Source organism: Paraburkholderia elongata, assembly GCF_013177735.1.
GTDB lineage: Bacteria > Pseudomonadota > Gammaproteobacteria > Burkholderiales > Burkholderiaceae > Paraburkholderia > Paraburkholderia elongata.
This window is the reverse complement of the sequence record NZ_WOEZ01000208.1, coordinates 1-19,386: the sequence shown is the minus strand read 5'-3', so window position 1 is coordinate 19,386 and position 19,386 is coordinate 1. Positions and strand designations below refer to the sequence as shown.

The 19,386-nt window shown below is 61.0% G+C and carries 16 protein-coding genes and 1 rRNA gene; 5 read left to right on the top strand and 12 right to left on the bottom strand.

Features of this window, described 5'->3' with window-relative positions; all coding sequences use genetic code 11:
* Nucleotides 1-263 precede the first annotated feature (263 nt).
* A complete protein-coding gene (uvrB, locus tag GNZ13_RS36850) occupies nt 264-2,354 on the bottom strand; it encodes an excinuclease ABC subunit UvrB (protein WP_172174020.1) in 2,091 nt (696 codons plus the stop codon).
* Nucleotides 2,355-2,662: 308 nt separating this feature from the next.
* On the opposite strand from uvrB, the gene GNZ13_RS36845 reads away from it, so the two are divergent.
* Nucleotides 2,663-3,862 (top strand): amino acid aminotransferase, encoded by a 1,200-nt coding sequence (locus GNZ13_RS36845; protein ID WP_172174017.1) that lies wholly within the window; start codon nt 2,663-2,665, stop codon nt 3,860-3,862.
* 179 nt (nt 3,863-4,041) lie between these two features.
* On the opposite strand, the gene GNZ13_RS36840 is transcribed toward GNZ13_RS36845, so the two are convergent.
* Together GNZ13_RS36840 and GNZ13_RS36835 are read right to left on the bottom strand one after the other, a co-directional pair.
* Nucleotides 4,042-5,295: a DUF3734 domain-containing protein gene (locus tag GNZ13_RS36840; protein WP_172174014.1), complete on the bottom strand. Its 1,254-nt coding sequence runs from the start codon at nt 5,293-5,295 to the stop codon at nt 4,042-4,044.
* Between the two features lie 10 nt (nt 5,296-5,305).
* Nucleotides 5,306-6,103 (bottom strand): 3-hydroxybutyrate dehydrogenase, encoded by a 798-nt coding sequence (locus GNZ13_RS36835; RefSeq protein WP_172174011.1) that lies wholly within the window; start codon nt 6,101-6,103, stop codon nt 5,306-5,308.
* A gap of 222 nt (nt 6,104-6,325) precedes the next feature.
* On the opposite strand from GNZ13_RS36835, the gene GNZ13_RS36830 reads away from it, so the two are divergent.
* Nucleotides 6,326-7,297 (top strand): potassium channel beta subunit family protein, encoded by a 972-nt coding sequence (locus tag GNZ13_RS36830; RefSeq protein WP_172174008.1) that lies wholly within the window; start codon nt 6,326-6,328, stop codon nt 7,295-7,297.
* A gap of 122 nt (nt 7,298-7,419) precedes the next feature.
* Here GNZ13_RS36830 and GNZ13_RS53625 read toward each other — a convergent pair whose 3' ends face one another.
* Nucleotides 7,420-7,554: a hypothetical protein gene (locus GNZ13_RS53625; protein ID WP_268959225.1), complete on the bottom strand. Its 135-nt coding sequence runs from the start codon at nt 7,552-7,554 to the stop codon at nt 7,420-7,422.
* On the opposite strand from GNZ13_RS53625, the gene GNZ13_RS36825 reads away from it, so the two are divergent.
* Complete coding sequence (locus GNZ13_RS36825) at nt 7,498-8,343, top strand: 23S rRNA (adenine(2030)-N(6))-methyltransferase RlmJ (protein WP_172174005.1); 846 nt, start codon at nt 7,498-7,500, stop codon at nt 8,341-8,343. The two genes, GNZ13_RS53625 and GNZ13_RS36825, sit on opposite strands and share 57 nt — an antisense overlap.
* Nucleotides 8,344-8,443: 100 nt before the next feature.
* Here GNZ13_RS36825 and GNZ13_RS36820 read toward each other — a convergent pair whose 3' ends face one another.
* The 4 genes from GNZ13_RS36820 to cueR form a co-directional block, all read right to left on the bottom strand.
* A complete protein-coding gene (locus tag GNZ13_RS36820) occupies nt 8,444-9,493 on the bottom strand; it encodes an ABC transporter substrate-binding protein (protein WP_172174002.1) in 1,050 nt (349 codons plus the stop codon).
* 258 nt (nt 9,494-9,751) lie between these two features.
* Complete coding sequence (locus GNZ13_RS36815; RefSeq protein ID WP_236002362.1) at nt 9,752-10,069, bottom strand: hypothetical protein; 318 nt, start codon at nt 10,067-10,069, stop codon at nt 9,752-9,754.
* A gap of 277 nt (nt 10,070-10,346) precedes the next feature.
* Entirely contained in the window at nt 10,347-10,493 is a 147-nt protein-coding gene (locus tag GNZ13_RS36810) for a DUF3563 family protein (RefSeq protein WP_074284875.1), read from the bottom strand.
* Nucleotides 10,494-10,787: 294 nt separating this feature from the next.
* Nucleotides 10,788-11,210, bottom strand: a complete 423-nt coding sequence (gene cueR / locus GNZ13_RS36805) for a Cu(I)-responsive transcriptional regulator (RefSeq protein WP_120347011.1) — start codon at nt 11,208-11,210, stop codon at nt 10,788-10,790.
* Nucleotides 11,211-11,333: 123 nt separating this feature from the next.
* Here cueR and GNZ13_RS36800 point away from each other — a divergent pair, with 123 nt between their 5' ends.
* Complete coding sequence (locus tag GNZ13_RS36800) at nt 11,334-11,561, top strand: heavy-metal-associated domain-containing protein (protein ID WP_172173996.1); 228 nt, start codon at nt 11,334-11,336, stop codon at nt 11,559-11,561.
* Between the two features lie 13 nt (nt 11,562-11,574).
* Nucleotides 11,575-12,495, top strand: a complete 921-nt coding sequence (locus tag GNZ13_RS36795; RefSeq protein ID WP_172173993.1) for a dTDP-4-dehydrorhamnose reductase family protein — start codon at nt 11,575-11,577, stop codon at nt 12,493-12,495.
* Nucleotides 12,496-12,601: 106 nt separating this feature from the next.
* Here the strand turns inward: GNZ13_RS36795 and GNZ13_RS36790 are convergent, their stop codons facing one another.
* The 4 genes from GNZ13_RS36790 to rrf all read right to left on the bottom strand — a co-directional run.
* Entirely contained in the window at nt 12,602-16,261 is a 3,660-nt protein-coding gene (locus tag GNZ13_RS36790) for an error-prone DNA polymerase (protein WP_172173990.1), read from the bottom strand.
* Nucleotides 16,262-16,266: 5 nt separating this feature from the next.
* Nucleotides 16,267-18,078 (bottom strand): Y-family DNA polymerase, encoded by a 1,812-nt coding sequence (locus tag GNZ13_RS36785; protein WP_172173987.1) that lies wholly within the window; start codon nt 18,076-18,078, stop codon nt 16,267-16,269.
* Nucleotides 17,978-18,817 (bottom strand): translesion DNA synthesis-associated protein ImuA, encoded by an 840-nt coding sequence (gene imuA / locus GNZ13_RS36780; RefSeq protein WP_172173985.1) that lies wholly within the window; start codon nt 18,815-18,817, stop codon nt 17,978-17,980. The genes GNZ13_RS36785 and imuA overlap by 101 nt, the downstream gene beginning before the upstream one ends.
* Nucleotides 18,818-19,288: 471 nt before the next feature.
* Nucleotides 19,289-19,386: ribosomal RNA gene (gene rrf / locus GNZ13_RS54675) — 5S ribosomal RNA — on the bottom strand; the annotation flags it as partial.

Below are 19,386 nucleotides of genomic sequence, written 5' to 3'. Positions count from 1 at the left end.
GATGTGGCCATGCCTGCGGGCTCTGTTAGCAAACGCAGCGAACTGTAAACTGCATTACGAAAGTTAATGCGAACCATTCTCAATATTGGTCGAGTTTATCATTGATCGACAAGGAGAACAAACGAGGACGCACGCAAAGCCTTATGGGAACAGGGTCTTAAGGCGGTCTTAAGGAAAGCGCGGGCGTAGGTGTTGGCGGGTTGTAAGGCGAGGAGAGACAAGGCGCGGCACATTGCCGCGCCCTGAACGTAAGGAAGGGTCGATTAGACGCCGGGCACGTGATCGCCGACGTTCGCGCCGAACACGCGCTGCCGCAGCAGCGCCAGCTGGTCGCGGGTTTGTGCGGCCTTTTCGAACTCGAGATTCTTGGCGTGCTCCATCATCTGCTTTTCGAGACGCTTGAGCTCCTTGGCGAGCTGCTTCTCGGACATGTCCTCGAATTTCGCCCGAGTCTGCTGTTCCTTCAGTTCGGCGCGGGCGTCGTCGACGTTGTACACCCCGTCGATGATGTCGCGAATCCGCTTGACCACGCCGCGCGGGGTAATGCCGTGCTCCAGGTTGTAGGCGATCTGCTTGGCGCGCCGCCGCTCGGTTTCGTCGATGGCGCGGCGCATCGAGTCGGTCACCCTGTCCGCGTAGAGAATCGCCTTGCCGTTCACGTTACGCGCCGCCCGGCCGATGGTCTGGATCAGCGAGCGCTCGGCACGCAGGAAGCCTTCCTTGTCCGCGTCGAGAATCGCGACGAGCGAGACTTCGGGGATATCCAGCCCCTCGCGCAGCAGGTTGATCCCGACCAGCACGTCGAACGTGCCCAGCCGCAGATCGCGGATGATTTCCACCCGCTCCACCGTATCGATGTCGCTGTGCAGGTAGCGCACCTTGACGCCATGGTCGGCCAGAAATTCGGTCAGCTGCTCGGCCATCCGCTTGGTCAGCACCGTGACCAGCACGCGGTCGCCCACTTTGACGCGCTCGTTGATCTCGGCGAGCACGTCGTCGACCTGCGTACGCGCCGGGCGCACCTCGATTTCCGGATCGACGAGGCCGGTTGGACGCACCAGCTGCTCGGCCACTTGCCCCGCCGTTTTCTTCTCGTAATCCGCCGGCGTGGCCGACACGAACACCACCTGGCGCATCTTGCGCTCGAACTCGTTGAACTTGAGCGGGCGATTATCGAGCGCCGACGGCAAGCGAAAACCATAGTCGACCAGATTCTCTTTACGTGCCCGGTCGCCGTTATACATGCCGTTCAGCTGGCCGATCAGCACGTGTGACTCGTCAAGCAGCATCAGGGCGTCGGACGGCAAATAGTCGACCAGCGTCGGTGGCGGCTCGCCGGGCGCGGCGCCCGAGAAGTGCCGCGAGTAGTTCTCGATGCCCTTGCAGAAGCCCAGCTCCTGCAGCATTTCCAGATCGAAGCGGGTGCGCTGCTCGAGCCGCTGCGCTTCGACGAGCTTGCCGTTGCTGTAGAAGAACTCGAGCCGGTCGCGCAGTTCGGTCTTGATCGTTTCGACCGCGCGCACCACGGTGTCGCGCGGCGTCACATAGTGCGACGACGGGTACACGGTGAAGCGCGAAATCTTCTGCCGCACGCGGCCGGTGAGCGGATCGAACAATTGCAGCGTCTCGACCTCGTCGTCGAACAACTCGATGCGCACCGCCATTTCGGCGTGCTCAGCCGGAAAAATATCGATCGTGTCGCCGCGCACGCGGAACGAACCGCGCTGGAAGTCGGATTCATTGCGGTTGTACTGCATCGCGATCAGCCGGGCGATGATGTCGCGCTGGCCGAGCTTGTCACCGGTGCGCAGCGTCAGAATCATCTTGTGATATTCCGACGGGTTACCGATACCGTAAATCGCCGACACCGTGCCGACGATGATCACGTCGCGCCGCTCCATCAGGCTCTTGGTGGCCGACAGCCGCATCTGCTCGATGTGCTCGTTGATCGACGAATCTTTCTCGATGAACAGGTCGCGCTGCGGAACGTACGCTTCCGGCTGGTAGTAGTCGTAGTACGAGACGAAGTACTCGACCGCATTGCGCGGAAAAAACTCGCGGAACTCCGAGTAGAGCTGCGCGGCGAGCGTCTTGTTCGGCGCGAACACGATCGCCGGCCGGCCGAGCCGTGCGATGGTGTTGGCCATCGTGAAGGTTTTGCCGGAGCCGGTCACGCCGAGCAGCGTCTGGAACGACAAACCGTCCTCAATGCCTTCGACGAGCGTGTCGATCGCGGTCGGCTGGTCGCCGGCGGGCGGATACGGCTGGTAAAGCTGGAACGGCGAGCCTTCGAACGCGACGAATTTGGACTCGTCGAGCGTCTCGTCGGCTTCAGTCAGATGGTGTTCGGACATGGGGAGCGGCACCGGGCCTTGGGCAAAGAACTATTCTAACGGGTTGCGGGAACCCGAGCCGAGCGGGTCTGCGTAGAGGACAGGCCGGCTGCGGAGAAAAGGCAAATGGCGCCTTGGTGCCTGTTTTTCAAGCAAATAATTCAGATCAGCGGGCTTTGTCGACCGAAAAATGCCCGCGGATTCGCTACAATGCCAAGTTGCGCTCGCTCGTCGATGCCCGCCCGCCGTCTGAATCGTCCGTCAGACACCTTTGGCCGGGCCGCCCACGCTCGAAGCCGCCCTCTTTTCACTACTGCTGCCCACCCATCATGTCTCTGTTCTCCGCCGTCGAACTTGCTCCCCGCGACCCGATTCTGGGCCTGAACGAAGCCTTCAACGCCGATGCGCGCGCCACCAAGGTCAACCTTGGCGTTGGTGTGTACTTCAATGAAGAGGGCAAGATTCCGCTGCTGCGCGCCGTGCGCGAAGCGGAAAAGGCACGCGTCGAAGCCGCGCTGCCGCGTGGCTATCTGCCGATCGAAGGCATCGCTGCCTACGACGCCGCTGTGCAAAAGCTGCTGCTCGGCAACGACTCGCCGCTGATCGCCGCGGGCCGCGTCGTGACGGCGCAAGCACTGGGCGGTACGGGCGCGCTGAAAATCGGCGCCGATTTCCTGAAGCGTCTGAACCCGAACACCAAGGTCGCGATCAGCGATCCGAGCTGGGAAAACCACCGCGCGCTGTTCGAAGCCGCCGGCTTTGAAGTCGTGTCCTATCCGTACTATGACGCGCACACGCACGGCGTGAACTTCGAGGGCATGCTGAACGCGCTGAATAGCTATGCGGCCGGCACGGTTGTCGTGCTGCACGCGTGCTGCCACAACCCGACCGGCGTCGACCTGACTGTCGACCAATGGAAGCAGATCGTCGAAGTCGTCAAGGCGCGCAATCTGGTGCCGTTCCTCGACATCGCTTACCAGGGTTTCGGCGACAACATCGAATCCGACGCTGCAGCAGTCCGTCTGTTCGCGGCATCGGAACTGAACGTGTTCGTGTCGTCGTCGTTCTCGAAGTCATTCTCGCTGTACGGCGAGCGCGTCGGCGCGCTGTCGATCATCACGTCAAGCAAGGAAGAGTCTGCTCGCGTGCTGTCGCAACTGAAGCGCGTGATCCGCACGAACTACTCGAACCCGCCCACGCACGGCGGCTCGGTGGTCGCGGCGGTGCTCGCATCGGCTGAACTGCGCACCACGTGGGAAACGGAACTCGCCGAAATGCGCGACCGCATCCGCGCAATGCGCAACGGTCTGGTCGAACGTCTGAAGGCAAGCGGCGTGGATCGCGATTTCAGCTTCGTGAACGCGCAACGCGGCATGTTCTCGTACTCGGGTCTGACGGCGCCGCAAGTGGACCGTCTGCGTGAAGAGTTCGGCATCTACGCTGTGAGCACGGGCCGCATCTGCGTGGCTGCGCTGAATACGCGCAACCTCGACGTGGTGGCTAGCGCGATTGCTCACGTGCTGAAGTAAGGCATTTCGGAGCGCGGGCGTTCATTGCGCGCGCTTTGCTTGGCTGTTGCTGCTTGAGCTACTTGTAGAAACGGCGCCCTTTCGGGCGCCGTTTTTTATTGGCCGGCTGCTGCTGGACGTGTGATTGTCACCTGCCGACGCGCCCCACCGCCGTCAACTGCTGACGTGACCTACTTCTGTCACCCACGGCCGTTTCCGCGCGCATCCCGATGGATATCGTGCGTAACGAACCCTGCGTCGTTATCAGGCATGTCGAGCCAATCGGGTTGAGCAAGCGATTGGCGGATATCTTCCAGGCCGCTTTTCCAATGTTCACGCATTGTAGAAAGGCCGAACTGGAAGTCTTTGAAGTGCCCTTCGTATTCCTTCTGCCGATAGATGAGATGGATCACGTTGTAGCGCTTCGAACACGATAGCTCATCCGCCAGCTTGCACCACGGATCGTCGCGCTGGTCAGACGGCACTCGATCGAGCACCTCACGCAGCACATGCCGGAAACGCTGCGAACGTTGCAGCATATCGGTCACGAGACGTGTGCGGCTCGAATACTGGATGTCTTTCACGCGCCCTTGAACGTCGGTGATGTTGTCCGGCACCGGTCCGATCGCGCTCCATAGATCGACCTGGAACGCGAGCGTATCGCGACGCGGCGTGGTCTGAATCACCTCATAGAGCGGCGTGTTCGACATCAAACCACCGTCCCAGTAGTACTGGCCGTCGATTTCGACCGCCGCGAAACCCGGCGGCAACGCCCCTGACGCCATGAAATGCTCAGGCCTCAGTTTCGTATGCGTGTTATCGAAGTAGGCGAAATTGCCTGTTCCGCAATTCACCGCCCCCACCGACACACGCGTCTCACCGGAATTGATGCGGTCGAAATCACAGAGCGCTTCCAGCGTGGCCTTGAGCGGCGTGGTGTCGTAGTAGCTCGCCATTTGCGGCAGTCCGGAGACGGTGGGCAGCGGCGGTGGGAAACGCGGCACGAAAAAGCCCTTTTGCCCTTCTACGATCGCGCCCATCGCCTGGGTCGCCGTGAAGGCCTTGCGAACGGCTTCACTGGAATTGAACAGCGCGTGCTCGATAAAGGCCGGCAACGGCGGCCCGAACGCCGGCTGGCAGATCGTCTCCCAGAATTGCAGCAACCGCTCGACGCGTTTCTCCGGCGGATTGCCGGCAATGATGGCCGTATTCAGCGCGCCGATCGAAATGCCGGCGAGCCAGTTCGGCTCGATGCCGGCTTCGTAAAGCCCCTGAAAGACGCCAGCCTGATAGGCGCCCAGCGCGCCGCCGCCTTGCAGCATCAACGCGACGGTTTCGTAGTTGGGCAATTGGAGAGGCTGATCGGGATGCGTGGCGGGCGCCGAACCGGCGCCCGCGCCTTCCCCGCCGCCGGGCGCGCCGACGCGCGCCCGTTTGAGATTGCGTTGCGCCATGGGCGCCTCCTTATTGCATATACCAGCCGTGGCTCACAATAAAGGACTGGCCGGTCAGCGCCGCAGTCGGGAAAGTTGACAGGAACAGCACCGTCTGCGCAACGTCTTCCACCGTGGTGAAGATGCCGTCGACCGTGCCGCCCAGCATCACGCGCTTGATCACGTCTTCTTCGCTGATGCCGAGCTCCTTGGCCTGCTCGGGAATCTGCTTGTCGACAAGCGGCGTACGTACGAAACCCGGACACACGACATGCGAGCGCACATTGTGTTTCGCGCCTTCCTTGGCCAGTACGCGCGAGAGCCCCAGCAGCGCATGCTTGGCCGTCACGTAGGCGGACTTTAGCGGCGACGCTTCGTGCGAATGGACCGAGCCCATGTAGATCACGATGCCACCGCGATCGTCTTTGTACATGTGCTTGAGCGCGGCCTTGGTGGTGAGGAAGGCGCCGTCCACGTGGATTGCCTGCATCTTCTTCCAGTCGGAAAACGAGTAGTTTTCGATCGGATTGACGATCTGGATGCCGGCGTTGGAAATCAGAATGTCGATCGAGCCGAGTTCGGCCGCGACTTTGTCGATACCCTGGTTGACGGCGTCTTCGTTCGTGACGTCCATCGCCACGCCGATTGCCTTTCCGCCGGCACTTTTGATTTCTTCAGCGACAGCGTTCGCGCCGTCCTGGTTCAGGTCGGCGATCGCGACCGCGGCGCCCGCGGCGGAAAGCGTGAGCGCAATTTGCTTGCCGATGCCGCTCGCGGCACCGGTAACCACTGCGACCTTGCCATTCAGATTCGTGTTCAGTGACGACATCCAGAACCTCCATGCAGTTGATGAGCAATGAGACCACGGGCCGCAGGCGGCGTGAAGTCAGCCAAACGGCATAGGCCGTTCGGCCGAATGTTGCACTGCGGCCAACGCTGCTATTGTGCATGAACCGCGTGAACTACATCCGTAAAACGCACATCGAGTCTTATCTCTTTAAACTAGACGTTTCAGCGGGATTCCAGCGGCATCACTACCAAGGAGGAATGCATGAATTATCGACGTCTGGGCCGCTCCGGCCTGCAAGTCAGCGAACTGTCCATCGGCTCATGGGTCACGTACGGCAATCAGGTGGATCATCGTGCGGCGCGCGAGTCGCTTGCGGCCGCACGCGACGCGGGAGTCAACTTCTTCGACAACGCGGAGGTGTACGCCGCCGGCCAATCCGAAGAGATCATGGGCCAGGCGCTCAAGGAACTGGCGTGGCCGCGCGTGAGCTATGTGGTGTCGACGAAATTTTTCTGGGGACTCAACGAAGCACCGAACCAGTACCACACGCTGAACCGCAAATATTTGCTGAACGCGATCGACACGTCGCTAAAACGCTTACAGCTCGATTATGTCGATCTGGTGTTCTGTCATCGTCCTGACCCGAACACGCCGGTCGAAGAAACCGTCTGGGCCATGAGCGACATGATCACGCGCGGCAAGGCACTGTACTGGGGCACGTCTGAATGGAGCGCCGACGAAATCCGCGCTGCTTACGAGATCGCTGAGCGGCATCATCTGCACAAACCGGTCATGGAGCAGCCGCAGTACAACCTGTTCCACCGCAAGCGCGTCGAGCAGGAATACAAGCGGCTTTACGAGGACATCGGCCTTGGGCTCACCACCTGGAGTCCGCTCGCGTCCGGCCTGCTCACCGGCAAGTACCGCGACGGCGTACCTGCCGATAGCCGCGCGCAGTTGCAAGGTTACGACTGGCTGCGCAAGCAGCTCACCGATGCCGGCAAGAACAACGTGGTCGGCAAGCTGGGCGAAGTGGCCGACGAGTTGGACTGCACGGTCGGCCAGTTGGCGATTGGGTGGATTCTGAAGAATCCCCATGTGAGCACGGTCATCACCGGCGCGTCGCGCGTCGAACAGATCGGTGAGAACATGAAATCCGCCGAGGTGGCCGAGCGGATCACGCCGGAGATCAAGCAGCGGATCGAGGAGATCATCGGCGACGCCTACGACTGAGCGGCCGCGCGCCAGAACCCGGGACCGCGGAGCATGGCCCGCGCACCATCAGGGCCCTGTCACGCGTAACGCACTACGGGGTGCAACGCGGCGTCGCGTACAATACGCGACCGCGCTGCACTTCAGTTGTGCTGCCGCATTGCACTCACATCGCCGAATCCGCCCTGGACCGGCACGCCCTCTTTCAGCGTCTCCTCATCATGCTCAGCTACCGCCACGCCTTTCATGCAGGCAATCACGCCGACGTTCTGAAACACGCCGTCGTGTTGCAGCTACTGCGCTACCTCGGCCAGAAGGACAAAGCCTACTGGTATATCGACACGCACGCGGGCGCCGGCGTCTATTCGCTGAAGGAAGGCTACGCGACCAAAACCGGCGAGTTCCAGACCGGCATCGCCAAACTATGGGAGCGTAACGACCTGCCGTCGATCTTCGCGGACTACGTCGACGAAGTGAGCGCGCTGAATCCGGACGGCCAGTTGCGCTTCTACCCGGGTTCGCCGTATATCGCATGGCGGCAGATGCGCGAGCAGGACCGCATGCGCCTGTTCGAGCTGCACACCACTGAAATCGACGTGCTGCGCCATAACTTCCGCGACGCAGGCCGCCGCGCGATGCTTTATGCGGGCGACGGCTTCGACGGCATCCTCGCGTTGCTGCCGCCGGCGCCGCGCCGCGCGTTGGTGCTGGTCGATCCGTCGTACGAAGACAAGCGCGACTACACGCGCACGCTGCGCTGCGTCGAAGAAAGCCTGAAGCGCTTTCCGACCGGCACCTACGCGGTCTGGTATCCGCAGGTAAAACGCCTTGAATCGCAGCGCTTTCCCGATCAGCTGAAGAAGCTGCAAGAGCGCAACTGGCTGCATGTGAGCCTGACCGTCAGCAATCCGCCGACCGACGGCTTCGGGTTGTTCGGCAGCGGCATGTTCATCCTGAATCCGCCGTACACGCTGGCAAAGACGCTGAAAGACCAGATGCCCTGGCTGGTCCAAACGCTCGGCGAGGACAAGGCCGCGCAGTTCAAGGTCGAATATCGCGGCGATTGAGCCTCGTTGCAGGCTCCGCGCGAACTTGTATCGTGGCGGTCGGGCAGCGTCCCCGGTCGCACACGCGCGCGACCGGGTAAATCATCCGCCACCAGACCGCTTACTTGAGTTGCGCCGCTGCCTTGCGGGCGAAGTCGTTGGTATAGGTTGCGTTCAGATCGATCTTTTTCGGATCGAGGCGGCTATCGAACGACGACAAGGCGCGTAATGAAGTCGCCGGACCATCCGCGGGCATCAAGCCATCCGGCGAATACGCGTCGCGCACGTTGTGGAAGGCATCCACATAGAGTGCCGAGTCGTTGAGCAAATAGGCCGGCGGCACCATCTTCAGCAAGTCGGCATCGCTCGCGGTCTGCAGCCAGTGGTCCGCGCGCACGATCGCATTGGCGAGCGCCTGCGTCGTCTTCGGATACTTCTGGATGAAAGTCTCCGATGCATAGAGTGTCGCCGCCGGCATCGTCCCGCCGAATACCTCCTGCGTGCCCTTCACCGTGCGCGTATCGACCAGCACTTTGATCGCGCCACTACGCGTCAGTTTGGTCATCATCGGATCGACATTGGACAGCGCGTCGATCTGACCGCCGCTCACCGCGGCCAGTACCGTGGCACCGCTGCCCACACCGATCGCCGAAATCTCGTTGCGCTGTACGCCGGCCTTGCGCAAAGCCACGGTGAGTACCAGATCCGTCGACGAACCTGGCGCGCTCACGCCAACTTTGGCCCCCTTGAAGTCCGCCAATGTCTTGATTTGATCCGCCTTCGATTTCAGCACCGCGACGACGATCTGCGGCGCGCGGCCCATCAGCACGAACGCGCGGTAGTGTTGCCCCTTTGCCTGCATGAACAGCGTGTGCTCGAATGCGCCGGCTCCCACGTCGGCGCTGCCCCCCACGACCGCTTCCAACGCCTTCGACCCGCCCGCGAAATCTTCGAGCGTTACGTCGAGCCCTTCGTCCTTGAAGTAGCCCAACTGCTGTGCGGCGAGTACCGGCAAATAGTAAAGGCCCGGCAAACCGCCGACGGCCATCGTCAACGTGGGCTTTTCCGGTGTGTCTTTGGCAAGCGCGACACCGGGCAGCGCCGCGGGTACGATCAGCGCGATCAACGTGGCGCAGGTGCCGGCGGTACGCCGCATCCAGTGAGTAGGCATTTGATGTCTCCTTGTTCTGTTTTCATTCGATGCGATGGCGCTGCACACTGTGCACGGCCCACAGCGTGGCGAGCGCGCGCAACGATTGTCGTCGGACGGTTTCGCACACGCCATGCGCCGAAACCCGAATGGCGTATGCGGTGCCTCGCGCATTAGCCGAAGGCGTACGTGCACATGCGGCGGCACGACGGAGGCGCCAATGCTCGAAGCGTCAACGGATGGAAAAGAAACGACTAGGAGATATCGCGCCGGAGACGCTTATTGCGCACGAAGCACGGGACGAGGTTGCGGCTGCGGTTGTGGAGACGGCGTGCCGCCGCCGACCGGCACCGGGATGTAGGGCGCGACAACGATCGGTATCGACGAATTCGGCGCCAACTCCGTGGGCGTGGCAATGGGCTGCGCCCCTACGATCGGCTGCCGCGAGAGCGGCGCGGTCTGCAACACGGTGCCGCTTTGGCCGTCGCTAATACCGCTCTGCGAGTCGAGTATCACGGGTTTGCGGGTGTTGTTGTCCGACGCGGCGAAAGTTGCCGGTACTGCGAAAACCGTTGTCAGCGAGACTGCGACGGCCATGGCCGGGACGGATTGGAGCAAGCGGACAGAGAGCATGGGCGGACCGGTTGAGTTTGAGAATGCCGGATAGCGCAGAAAACGCTTTACCTTACCGCTGCTGCGCCCGTCAGGCTAGTCGTTATTGGCCATGAGTCTGGCCATGAGTCGCTTTGAAGCGCTACCTGCCGTGAAATTCTCGCGGCCCAGATGTGACAAAGCCCCGTCTATACGGGGCTCAACACTTTACTGCAATGGCCGCGCACGCGCGCTGCCGGGTCAAACTTGATGCAGTTGAAACTTACAGCGAGTAGCCGTTGGTTTCGAGCGAGCGGATGCGCTGTTCGAGCTGAACGATATCCGACGACGACGCCAGATAGGCTTCACGACGGCTGCGTTCTGCAGTTTCAAACCAGGTGCTCAGCTTTTCAAGTACGTATGCAAACATGATGTTCTCCAAGGATCAGATTGAATCCCCGGTGAGTTTTGCATCAGGGATTTCCCGTAAAAGGGTTAACCCTTATTATAACCCTATGGTGCAACCTTGCTAGTGAAATGCCCGCATGACGTGCATTCCGTTTTGGAATGGTGCACGCCCGTGGTGCACTTAAGTCATTGATTTATCTAAATTCAAGATGACTTTTTCGGGACGATCGATATTACCCCAAATTATTTTGCATCATTATGGTGCTTTTTGACGTTCGGTTGCGACAAATCCTACGACAGGTTGCACCCGACGCCTTCAAATCGGATGACATCCCTTCCCCGACACCAGATCGGTGTCGGCTAGCCGCTCGATAATCGGGCAATCCGGGCGCTCGTCGCCGTGGCAATGGTCCGCCAGATGCGCCAATGTGTCGCGCATGTCGGTCAGCTCGGCAATGCGGCGATCGAGCTCCGCGACGTGCTCCAGCGCAATCGTCTTCACCTCGGCGCTGGCGCGCGACCGGTCATGCCACAGCGCCAGCAACCGGCGGATGTCCTCGACCAGAAAACCGAGACGGCGCGCCTGCCGGATGAAACGCAGCGAATGAACCTCTTGCGGCCCGTATACTCGGTAACCAGCGCTCGTGCGTGCCTTCGCCGCCAGCAAGTCCACGCTTTCGTAGTAGCGAATCATCTTCGCCGTGACGCCCGACGCGCGGGCCGCTTCACCGATATTCATGACTGTTTCCCCAGTGTGTGCGTCGATCGTACACCTTCCCATAGTGGGAAGGTCAGCTACTCGACTGCGCATCGGCAGGCATAATTCAATCATCGCAACATTCATTTTTCCGAGGCAATTCCGATGACAATCGAATTCCAGGTAGAAGGTATGAGCTGCCAGCATTGCGTGGCGGCGGTTACGAATGCGATCCATGAACACGATGAAGCCGCTCAGGTCCAGATCGATCTGGCGTCCGGTCGCGTGGCGGTCGAATCGGCGCAGCCGACTGACACGCTAAAAGCCGCAATCGACGAGGCCGGTTACACGGTTACCAGCGTGACCAGCGTGACCAGCGGCTCGACCCGCTAAACGAGCGACCGTCATGTTCAAAGTTGCCGTCACTGGTGCTTCCGGGCTGCTCGGCCGGGCTCTCGTCGACGAACTGGCACAACAAGCCGGTTGGCAAGTTGTCGCCACGGCGTTCAGCCGGCCGGGTCCGAACACCGTTGCGCTGGATATTCGCGATGCACGGGCGGTCGAGCAGTTTGTCGAGCGCGAAGCGCCGGACGCGCTCGTGATTGCCGCTGCGGAACGCCGGCCGGATGTCTGCGAGCACGATCCGGCGCTTGCCCGGGCGTTGAACGTCGATGCGGTGCGCACCTTGGCCGCGGCGGCAAAGCGGCGCGGCGCATGGACGCTCTCGATCTCAACCGATTACGTGTTCGACGGCGCCCACCCACCCTATCAGCACGATTCCGCGCCCGCACCGCTCAATGCCTATGGGCGCAGCAAACTCGAAGGCGAGCGAGCGCTAACAGAATCCACCGATCTCGGCTGCGTGCTGCGTTTGCCGCTGCTGTATGGGCCGATCGTCGATTGGGCAGAATCGGCGGTGACGAGTCTCGTGCCGGCGATTGCCGCGTCGGCATCACGCGAGGGCAAGGCCGCCGTCATGGATGCCTGGGCAATTCGCTACCCGACCTTTACGCCGGACGTCGCGTTCGTGATCCGGCAGATGCTCGAACGGCACGCACGTGGCGATACGATCCGCGGCATCGTGCAATGGTCGGGCGACGAGCCGATGAACAAGTATGAAATCGCCGTGCGGCTGGCCGTTGCGCTGCAACTCGAGGCGCAAGTAACGCCGCAACACACGCCCACCGACGCGACGCCGCGTCCGCATAATTGTCATCTGGCGTCGGACCGGCTCGAGGCGCTCGGCATCGGTCGCCGCACGCCGTTCGACGTTGCGATCCGGCAAGTGCTTGCCGAATTTCCATGGCGGGGCGAGACAGCGGCGTAGTGTCCGGCAACGAGCTTAACCACGGCAGGTGCTGCCCGCGTTTCCACGGCCCGGCGACACGCCAGCCTGGGGTCGGGCCTGCAAGCTTGGCCACGGCAGGTCGGCATCAATGAAAATCGCGGCTCGCCGTGGCCAGTTCGCCGAGCCATTCGCTGTGATCTTCGAGTCGATGCGCGACGAGATGGATCACCTCGCCCTTCTGTTTCTGTTTCGCCTTGCCCGCTTTATTTGCGTTCACCCCGTTGCCGGCGCTGTCACCGCCGGTAGAAACGCCGTCATCACGCTGCAAGACGCCATACACCGCCAGCAACGATGAACCCAGCAGCACCTTGCGCTGCTTTTCCACCAACGATGGCCAGACGATCACGTTGATCGAACCGGTTTCATCTTCGATGGAAACGAACACGGTGCCGTTTGCCGTGCCCGGCCGCTGCCGCACGGTGACGATGCCGCAGGCGCGCGCCAGCGTGCCGTGCTGACACGCGGCGAGTTCGGCCGCTGTGCGAAAACGCTGCCGGGCAAGACGCTCGCGCAATAGCGCGAGCGGATGACGATTGAGCGTGAGGCCGATGCTCGCGTAATCGTCGACGATCTCGCGACTTTCGGCTGCCTGCGGCAATGCCAACGGCGCTTCGGCGATCGGTGCATCGCGCAGCAGCTTGGGCACCGCGTGCTGCGCGGTCACCGCCCACCACGCTTCACGCCGATGACCCGCGATGCTGACCAGCGCGTTCGCAGCGGCGAGCGCTTCAAGATCGCGCCGCGTCAATGCTGCGCGACGCGTCAGATCGTCGACGTCGGCAAACTGCGCGTCGCTACGAGCCGCCATGATGCGTTCGGCAGCCACCTGTGAAAGACCTTTGATCAGATGCATGCCGATGCGTACTGCCGGACCACGTGCACCATAGGTTTTCGACGATTGGAATACGCGTGCGGTCAGCCGTCTTGCCGCGCGCCGGATCGTCCGGGCCACCGTGAGGTGCCGCAACGACAGATCGCGTAATTGCTGCGCGGATAATACGCCCTGCTGACGATGCAAACAGGTCTCGCTCGATGAAATCCGCTGCCCTTCATGACCGCGTCTTTCGAAGGTCGACTCCCAATCGCTCAAGGTCACGTCGGGAGGCAATACCTGGACGCCGTGACGCCGGGCATCCTGCACGAGTTGCGACGGCGAATAAAACCCCAACGGCTGACTGTTCAGCAACCCCGCCAGAAAAGCGGCCGGCTCATACCGTTTCAACCATGCGCTGAGATAAACGAGCAATGCAAAGCTTGCCGCATGGCTTTCAGGAAAGCCATATTCGCCGAAGCCTTCGATCTGTTTGCAGATGCGCTCGATAAACTCCTTTTCGTAGCCGCGCGCGGACATGCGGTCGGTCAGATCCTGCTGATACTTCGCCAGATTGCCGCTACGCCGCCACGCGGCCATCGCGCGCCTCAATTGATCGGCCTGCTCACCGGTGTATTTCGCCGCAACCATCGCAAGGTGCATCACCTGCTCCTGGAAAATCGGCACACCGAGCGTGCGCTCCAGCACAGGCCGCAACTCATCCTTCGCGTAGTCCACCGTCTCCAGACCTTGCTTGCGGCGCAGATACGGATGCACCATGCCGCCCTGAATCGGCCCGGGCCGCACGATCGCGACTTCGATCACGAGATCGTAGTACTTGTTCGGTTTCAGCCGCGGCAACATGCTTTGCTGCGCACGCGATTCGATCTGGAATACACCGATCGTGTCGGCATGGCCGCACATTTCGTAGACAGCTCGATCCTCGCGCGGAATATCCTGCACCCTGAATGTCGGAAAGCCGCGCCGCAATGCGACGAACTCCAGCGCGCGCCGGATAGCCGACAACATGCCGAGCGCCAGCACGTCGACTTTCAATAGCTTGAGCGCATCAATATCGTCCTTGTCCCACTCGATTACGCTACGGTCTTTCATCGTCGCGTTCTCAATCGGCACGAGTCGCGACAGCTTGTCTTTCGCGATCACAAAGCCGCCGACGTGTTGCGACAGATGACGCGGAAAGTTGCGTAACTCTTTGGTGAGGCGAATCAGATCCTGCGTGATGTGCGAGCTGGCAGCGAAGCCCGCTTCGGCCAGATATTTGGCGACCGCATCCGTGCCGTCCCACCATTGCTGCGATTTACTGATCCGCTCAATCAGCGACGCTTCGAGTCCCAACGCCTTGCCGACGTCCTTCACCGCACTGCGTGCGTGATACGTGATCAGCGATGCAGTGAGCGCCGCGCGATGACGGCCGTACTTCCCATAGATATATTGAATCACCTCTTCCCGGCGCTGATGCTCGAAATCGACGTCGATATCAGGCGGTTCGTTACGCGCGCGCGAGATGAACCGTTCGATCAGCATGTTCATGTGGACCGGATCGATCTCCGTCACATGCAGGCAGTAGCACACGATCGAATTTGCCGCCGAGCCGCGGCCTTGGCACAGAATGTTTCTGGAGCGTGCGAAGCTCACGATATCGTGCACCGTCAAGAAGTACTTTTCGTATTTCAGCTCGGCGATCAGCAGCAGCTCTTTCTCGATCTGACCGATTCGCTTCAGATCCATGCCATTCGGCCAGCGCTCCACTGCGCCGGACATAACCAGCTTGCGCAGATAACTCGACGGCGATTCGCCGGCGGGCACCAGTTCTTCCGGATACTCGTACTTGAGTTCGTCGAGCGAGAAGCGGCATAGGGCGGCGATGCGCAGCGTTTCTTCAAGCGTGTCGCGCGGATACAGTTTGCCGAGCCACACACGCGTGCGCATATGCCGTTCGGCATTGGCCTCGAGCGCGTGGCCGCATGCCGATAGCGGCGTGACGAGACCGATCGCGGTCAGGGTGTCCTGCAATGGCTTGCGCGATCGCGCATGCATCAGGACGCCACCTGCCGCCACCAGAGGCAAACCGCTCGCTTTTGAAATCATCCGCAACGCGTCAATCTGAAGATCGTCGCTGCCGGTTTGCCAGAGTTCGAGTGCGATCCATGAGCGTTGCGGAGCCAATGAGGCAAGCCAATGCGCGCAGCGCAGCGTGTGTGTGAGCGTCGCCGTGCGTTGCGGCACGAGGATCAGGACGCAATCGGGTAAGGTCTTGAGATGTTCGAGATGCGGCAACGCATCGGTGAAATCGGACGGACTGAGGCGATAGCTGCCCTTGTCGGCACGCGAGCGGGCGAGCGTGATCAGTTCGGAAAGATTGCCGTAGCCATTGCGGTTGGTTGCGAGCGCAACCAGTGTGCAAAACGGTTCGCCTGCATCGTCCGTCAGATTCAATTCGCTGCCGATGATGAGGTGAGGGATTGGTTTTAGCGCCTCTTGCTCTGAGGTTTCTTGCTCTGAGGCTTCTTGTTGCGAGGCTTCTTGTTGCGAGGCTTCTTGTTGCCAGGCTTCCTGTTGTGAGGATTCCTGTTGCGAGCCCGCTGGATTTGCGGCCGTCGACTTTGTTGCTTCTTCTAGAGACGTTCCTGCTTGGGCGGCTTTCGCCTTGTCTTCGCGCTCCTTCTGTTGGCGGTCCCGCTCCTGTTTGATTTCTCTCACCGCCGTATGCGCGCGCACGACACCCGCTAGCGAGCATTCATCGGTGATCGCGAGCGCGCTATAGCCGCGCGACATCGCCTGCTCGACCAGTTCATGCGGATGCGACGCACCGCGCAGAAACGAGAAATTAGTCAGGCAATGCAGTTCCGCATACGGCGGCAGTTGGGCCGCAAGCGCCTGCTCGAACAAGAATGAGGGCCGGGAATTTTCCATGATGCTCAGCCGAACAAACCCTGCAAATACCACTCGCCGCTAAGACGTTCCCGGTACACCCAGAACATATGGCCACGATCATCTGCCGCAACGTAGTAATCCCGCTCGACACGGTTGCCGTCCCACCACCCTGCTTCAATCCGTTCGGTACGCGTGAGCATTTTCAGCGGCCGACGATAGATTGGTCGCTGCTCGCGCATCATCAGGCGCAGCGGCTTGTCGAGCATCCAGACGGGGCGAGGCTGCGATGGCAATGCACTGTCGGGCAGATCGAGTGATGCTTGGGCATCGGCCGGTTGTGTGACGAATAGACGGCTACTTTTAGCGTCGCTCGTTTTGTCAGACTGTTGTGATAGGTGCAGTGGGTGTGCTGCGCGTTCTGCCTCTACCTGTTCTACTTGTTCTACCTGTGTCGCCGCATCGCCGTCTACGCGCACACTCTCCAATGCCGCGTGCTGCAACTCATCGGTCAGCCAGGTTTTATCCGCTTTGATTTTTGTCTTAGCTTTCGCAGACGAACGCTTCTTGCGCGAAAACGCTTGCGCCTGGTAGGCCTCGACGCGCATTGCCCGCTCAGGCCGATGATCGTCCTGCACCGACATCTGCAACACGTTCTCCGGCCCCAAACGCGCGCTCAAGCGTTCAAGCAGACGTGCAATCGAATCGCCGTCTGATTCGGGCATTGGGAACAAGGTCTCCGACCGCCCTGCATACTCGCCGATCTGATCCGCAACCAGCTTCAACTCGATCACGGGGGCCACCAGAACCGTCTGATTCAACTTCTCACGCAACAGCCAGATCAGATGCTCGGCATCGCGCGACGGTATGGCCCATGCGACTTTCAGACTCGACGTCTTCGGCGCATGACGGGATGCCAATTCATGTTCGAGCAACAACGTATAACCACTGAGCGCTGCATGATGCGCGCTCAACCATCCGGCCAGTTGCACAATCAGCCGACGCGCGGCGAACAGTAGTGCATCGGCGTTATCGACCCGCGACGGCAACTCCAACTGCGCATGAAACGATGCCGGCGCACGAAACGATTCGCGCGGATCCGGACGCGTGCCATATGCTTGTGCCAGCAGATCCAGAATGCCACTGCCGAAACGCCGCACGACACCCGACCTTGGCAACTGACGCAAATCGGCCAGCGTCGTGCAACCGAGATGCGTAAGCGCATCGCGATGCGCCTGCGCAACCGGCAGCAACAACACAGATATGCGGTCGAGGACCCTCGCAAGCGACGTTTCCTTTATCACATGCCAACGATGCCCCTGCCGATCAGCATGCGCCTGCGCCAACAGCCACGCGCCCCATGCTGTCGGTGCGCACGCGATGCGCGCCGTATAGCCGAATTCAGCCACCGTCGCGGATACCCGTGACAACAACGCGCGCAAGCCGCCAAACAAACGCAAACCGGAGCCGACTTCCAGCAACAAGGTGTGCGCGTGCGCGAGCGACACCTTCGGTGTGTACGTCAGCAAAGCGAGCGCCATCGCTTCGAACGCCTGGGTTTCTCGGGCTGTGTCTGCGGCAAGCATCTTGAGACCGGGAGCCAAAGCCAATGCGTATGAGCGCGAATGACCCGCATGCACCCCAGCACGCAATGCGTCGAAATCCGGCATCAGGATGTGCGCGTGATCGGCCAGCGCATAGCAGCGCACCTCGGCGACGTCTTCGGCGCCGGGAGGTTGGCTTGCCTCGTCGCCGGGCTCACGCAGATTCGGCTTCGCGGGCGAACCATCCGGGAGCGACTCGAGAGGCTTCACGGCTTCCAGCGACAAGAGTGGCAATGTGACTGCGATCCACAACATGTTTAATCTCTCGTCCTTGATTGCTGCCGACTCCGCTTTCCGGCAACGCGACGCTTTGTAACGGCAAAATGAGACGCAAAGGCTCCGCTAGCGGCGGACCGCGGCGCTTGAAGATGTCGATCGAGATACCAATCTCCTGCAACCATTGACGACGGTTAATCGTCTGCGCATTAACCGGCAAGAGCGGCTCGCAGATCATTCGCAACGGTGCCGGCGAAGATTGCGTGGCTGCCTCGACAGGCCGGATCAAAAATGCCAGCGCGGCCGACTCCTGAGCCGCCACCTGCAGACGCCGAACCTTATCGGCGCGCGCATTCGGCAGCCATACCAGCACGGCACCCATGCCATCCTGCTTCAATGCCTGAGCAGCGGCCCACAGGGCCTGGTCTTCACTCGAGCGCACCCATAAGACGCGCTCGACATCGATACCCCAAGCCCTCAGTGCCGAAGCACAGGGCTGGTAAGGGGGCGCCACGAGCATGACGTGCCGTTCGACTTGTGCCGTAAGATGCCGAAGCGCGTGGGCCAGCAAACGCAGCTCGCCGACTCCTCCGTGTTCAATCAATAACTCCGTCAGGCCGCCGGCCGACCAGCCCTGTCCAGGTAGCAGTTGATCCAGCGCGGCATAGCCGCTGGAAATCACCCGCGAGTCCGCCTCGGCAAGCTCATTGCCCTGCCACACCTGACGCCGCAATTGCGACGACAGCGCTGTCGTCGCCAGATGAATCGCTGCTGCCATAGACACGCTCGTTCAATAGGGAATACTCCGCCCTGCCCGGCATCGGGCAGCAAGCATGGGGCGACGAGTTTTTACTGTATATTTATACAGTATTCTGAGGCGAATGTTAAGGCAAGCCGATGCGACGAAACGCGTGCAGAAAGGAAATGAAGAGGGGTGGTAAAGCTGTTTTGGTTGCAGGTTTTCGCCTGCAGGAGCGGTTGTCCGTTGGCGCTGCAGTTAAGCGAACAAAGCCAGAGCTAGCGTGTTCTGGGAAGGATAAGGGCAGAGAGCCCGTGCATGCATGCCGCGGATATGGGCAAGAACTGACGGGTTACGCGAACGCGCTGCGGATCGGGAAGGAGTGAGACCGGAAGAACCGGAGCGCGTCGGGCAAAGTCTCACGGCGGCGATGCTTCCAGATGCGCGTTTCTGCGCCGTAAACGCAGAAACCCCACCTTTGCGGGGTGGGGTTTCTGTTGCTGCTGGGGAGCCTGACGATTACCTACTTTCACACGGGAATCCGCACTATCATCGGCGTGGAGTCGTTTCACGGTCCTGTTCGGGATGGGAAGGGGTGGGACCGACTC

What these genes read in the sequence shown, in the direction of transcription:
- GNZ13_RS36810 (WP_074284875.1), bottom strand. Translation starts at nt 10,493, where the DNA reads ATGTTTGCATACGTACTTGAAAAGCTGAGCACCTGGTTTGAAACTGCA.
- uvrB (WP_172174020.1), bottom strand. Translation starts at nt 2,354, where the DNA reads ATGTCCGAACACCATCTGACTGAAGCCGACGAGACGCTCGACGAGTCC.
- GNZ13_RS36830 (WP_172174008.1), top strand. Translation starts at nt 6,326, where the DNA reads ATGAATTATCGACGTCTGGGCCGCTCCGGCCTGCAAGTCAGCGAACTG.
- GNZ13_RS36815 (WP_236002362.1), bottom strand. Translation starts at nt 10,069, where the DNA reads ATGGCCGTCGCAGTCTCGCTGACAACGGTTTTCGCAGTACCGGCAACT.
- imuA (WP_172173985.1), bottom strand. Translation starts at nt 18,817, where the DNA reads ATGGCAGCAGCGATTCATCTGGCGACGACAGCGCTGTCGTCGCAATTG.
- GNZ13_RS36845 (WP_172174017.1), top strand. Translation starts at nt 2,663, where the DNA reads ATGTCTCTGTTCTCCGCCGTCGAACTTGCTCCCCGCGACCCGATTCTG.
- GNZ13_RS36790 (WP_172173990.1), bottom strand. Translation starts at nt 16,261, where the DNA reads ATGGAAAATTCCCGGCCCTCATTCTTGTTCGAGCAGGCGCTTGCGGCC.
- GNZ13_RS36820 (WP_172174002.1), bottom strand. Translation starts at nt 9,493, where the DNA reads ATGCCTACTCACTGGATGCGGCGTACCGCCGGCACCTGCGCCACGTTG.
- GNZ13_RS36825 (WP_172174005.1), top strand. Translation starts at nt 7,498, where the DNA reads ATGCTCAGCTACCGCCACGCCTTTCATGCAGGCAATCACGCCGACGTT.
- GNZ13_RS36800 (WP_172173996.1), top strand. Translation starts at nt 11,334, where the DNA reads ATGACAATCGAATTCCAGGTAGAAGGTATGAGCTGCCAGCATTGCGTG.
- GNZ13_RS36795 (WP_172173993.1), top strand. Translation starts at nt 11,575, where the DNA reads ATGTTCAAAGTTGCCGTCACTGGTGCTTCCGGGCTGCTCGGCCGGGCT.
- GNZ13_RS36840 (WP_172174014.1), bottom strand. Translation starts at nt 5,295, where the DNA reads ATGGCGCAACGCAATCTCAAACGGGCGCGCGTCGGCGCGCCCGGCGGC.
- GNZ13_RS36835 (WP_172174011.1), bottom strand. Translation starts at nt 6,103, where the DNA reads ATGTCGTCACTGAACACGAATCTGAATGGCAAGGTCGCAGTGGTTACC.
- cueR (WP_120347011.1), bottom strand. Translation starts at nt 11,210, where the DNA reads ATGAATATCGGTGAAGCGGCCCGCGCGTCGGGCGTCACGGCGAAGATG.
- GNZ13_RS36785 (WP_172173987.1), bottom strand. Translation starts at nt 18,078, where the DNA reads ATGTTGTGGATCGCAGTCACATTGCCACTCTTGTCGCTGGAAGCCGTG.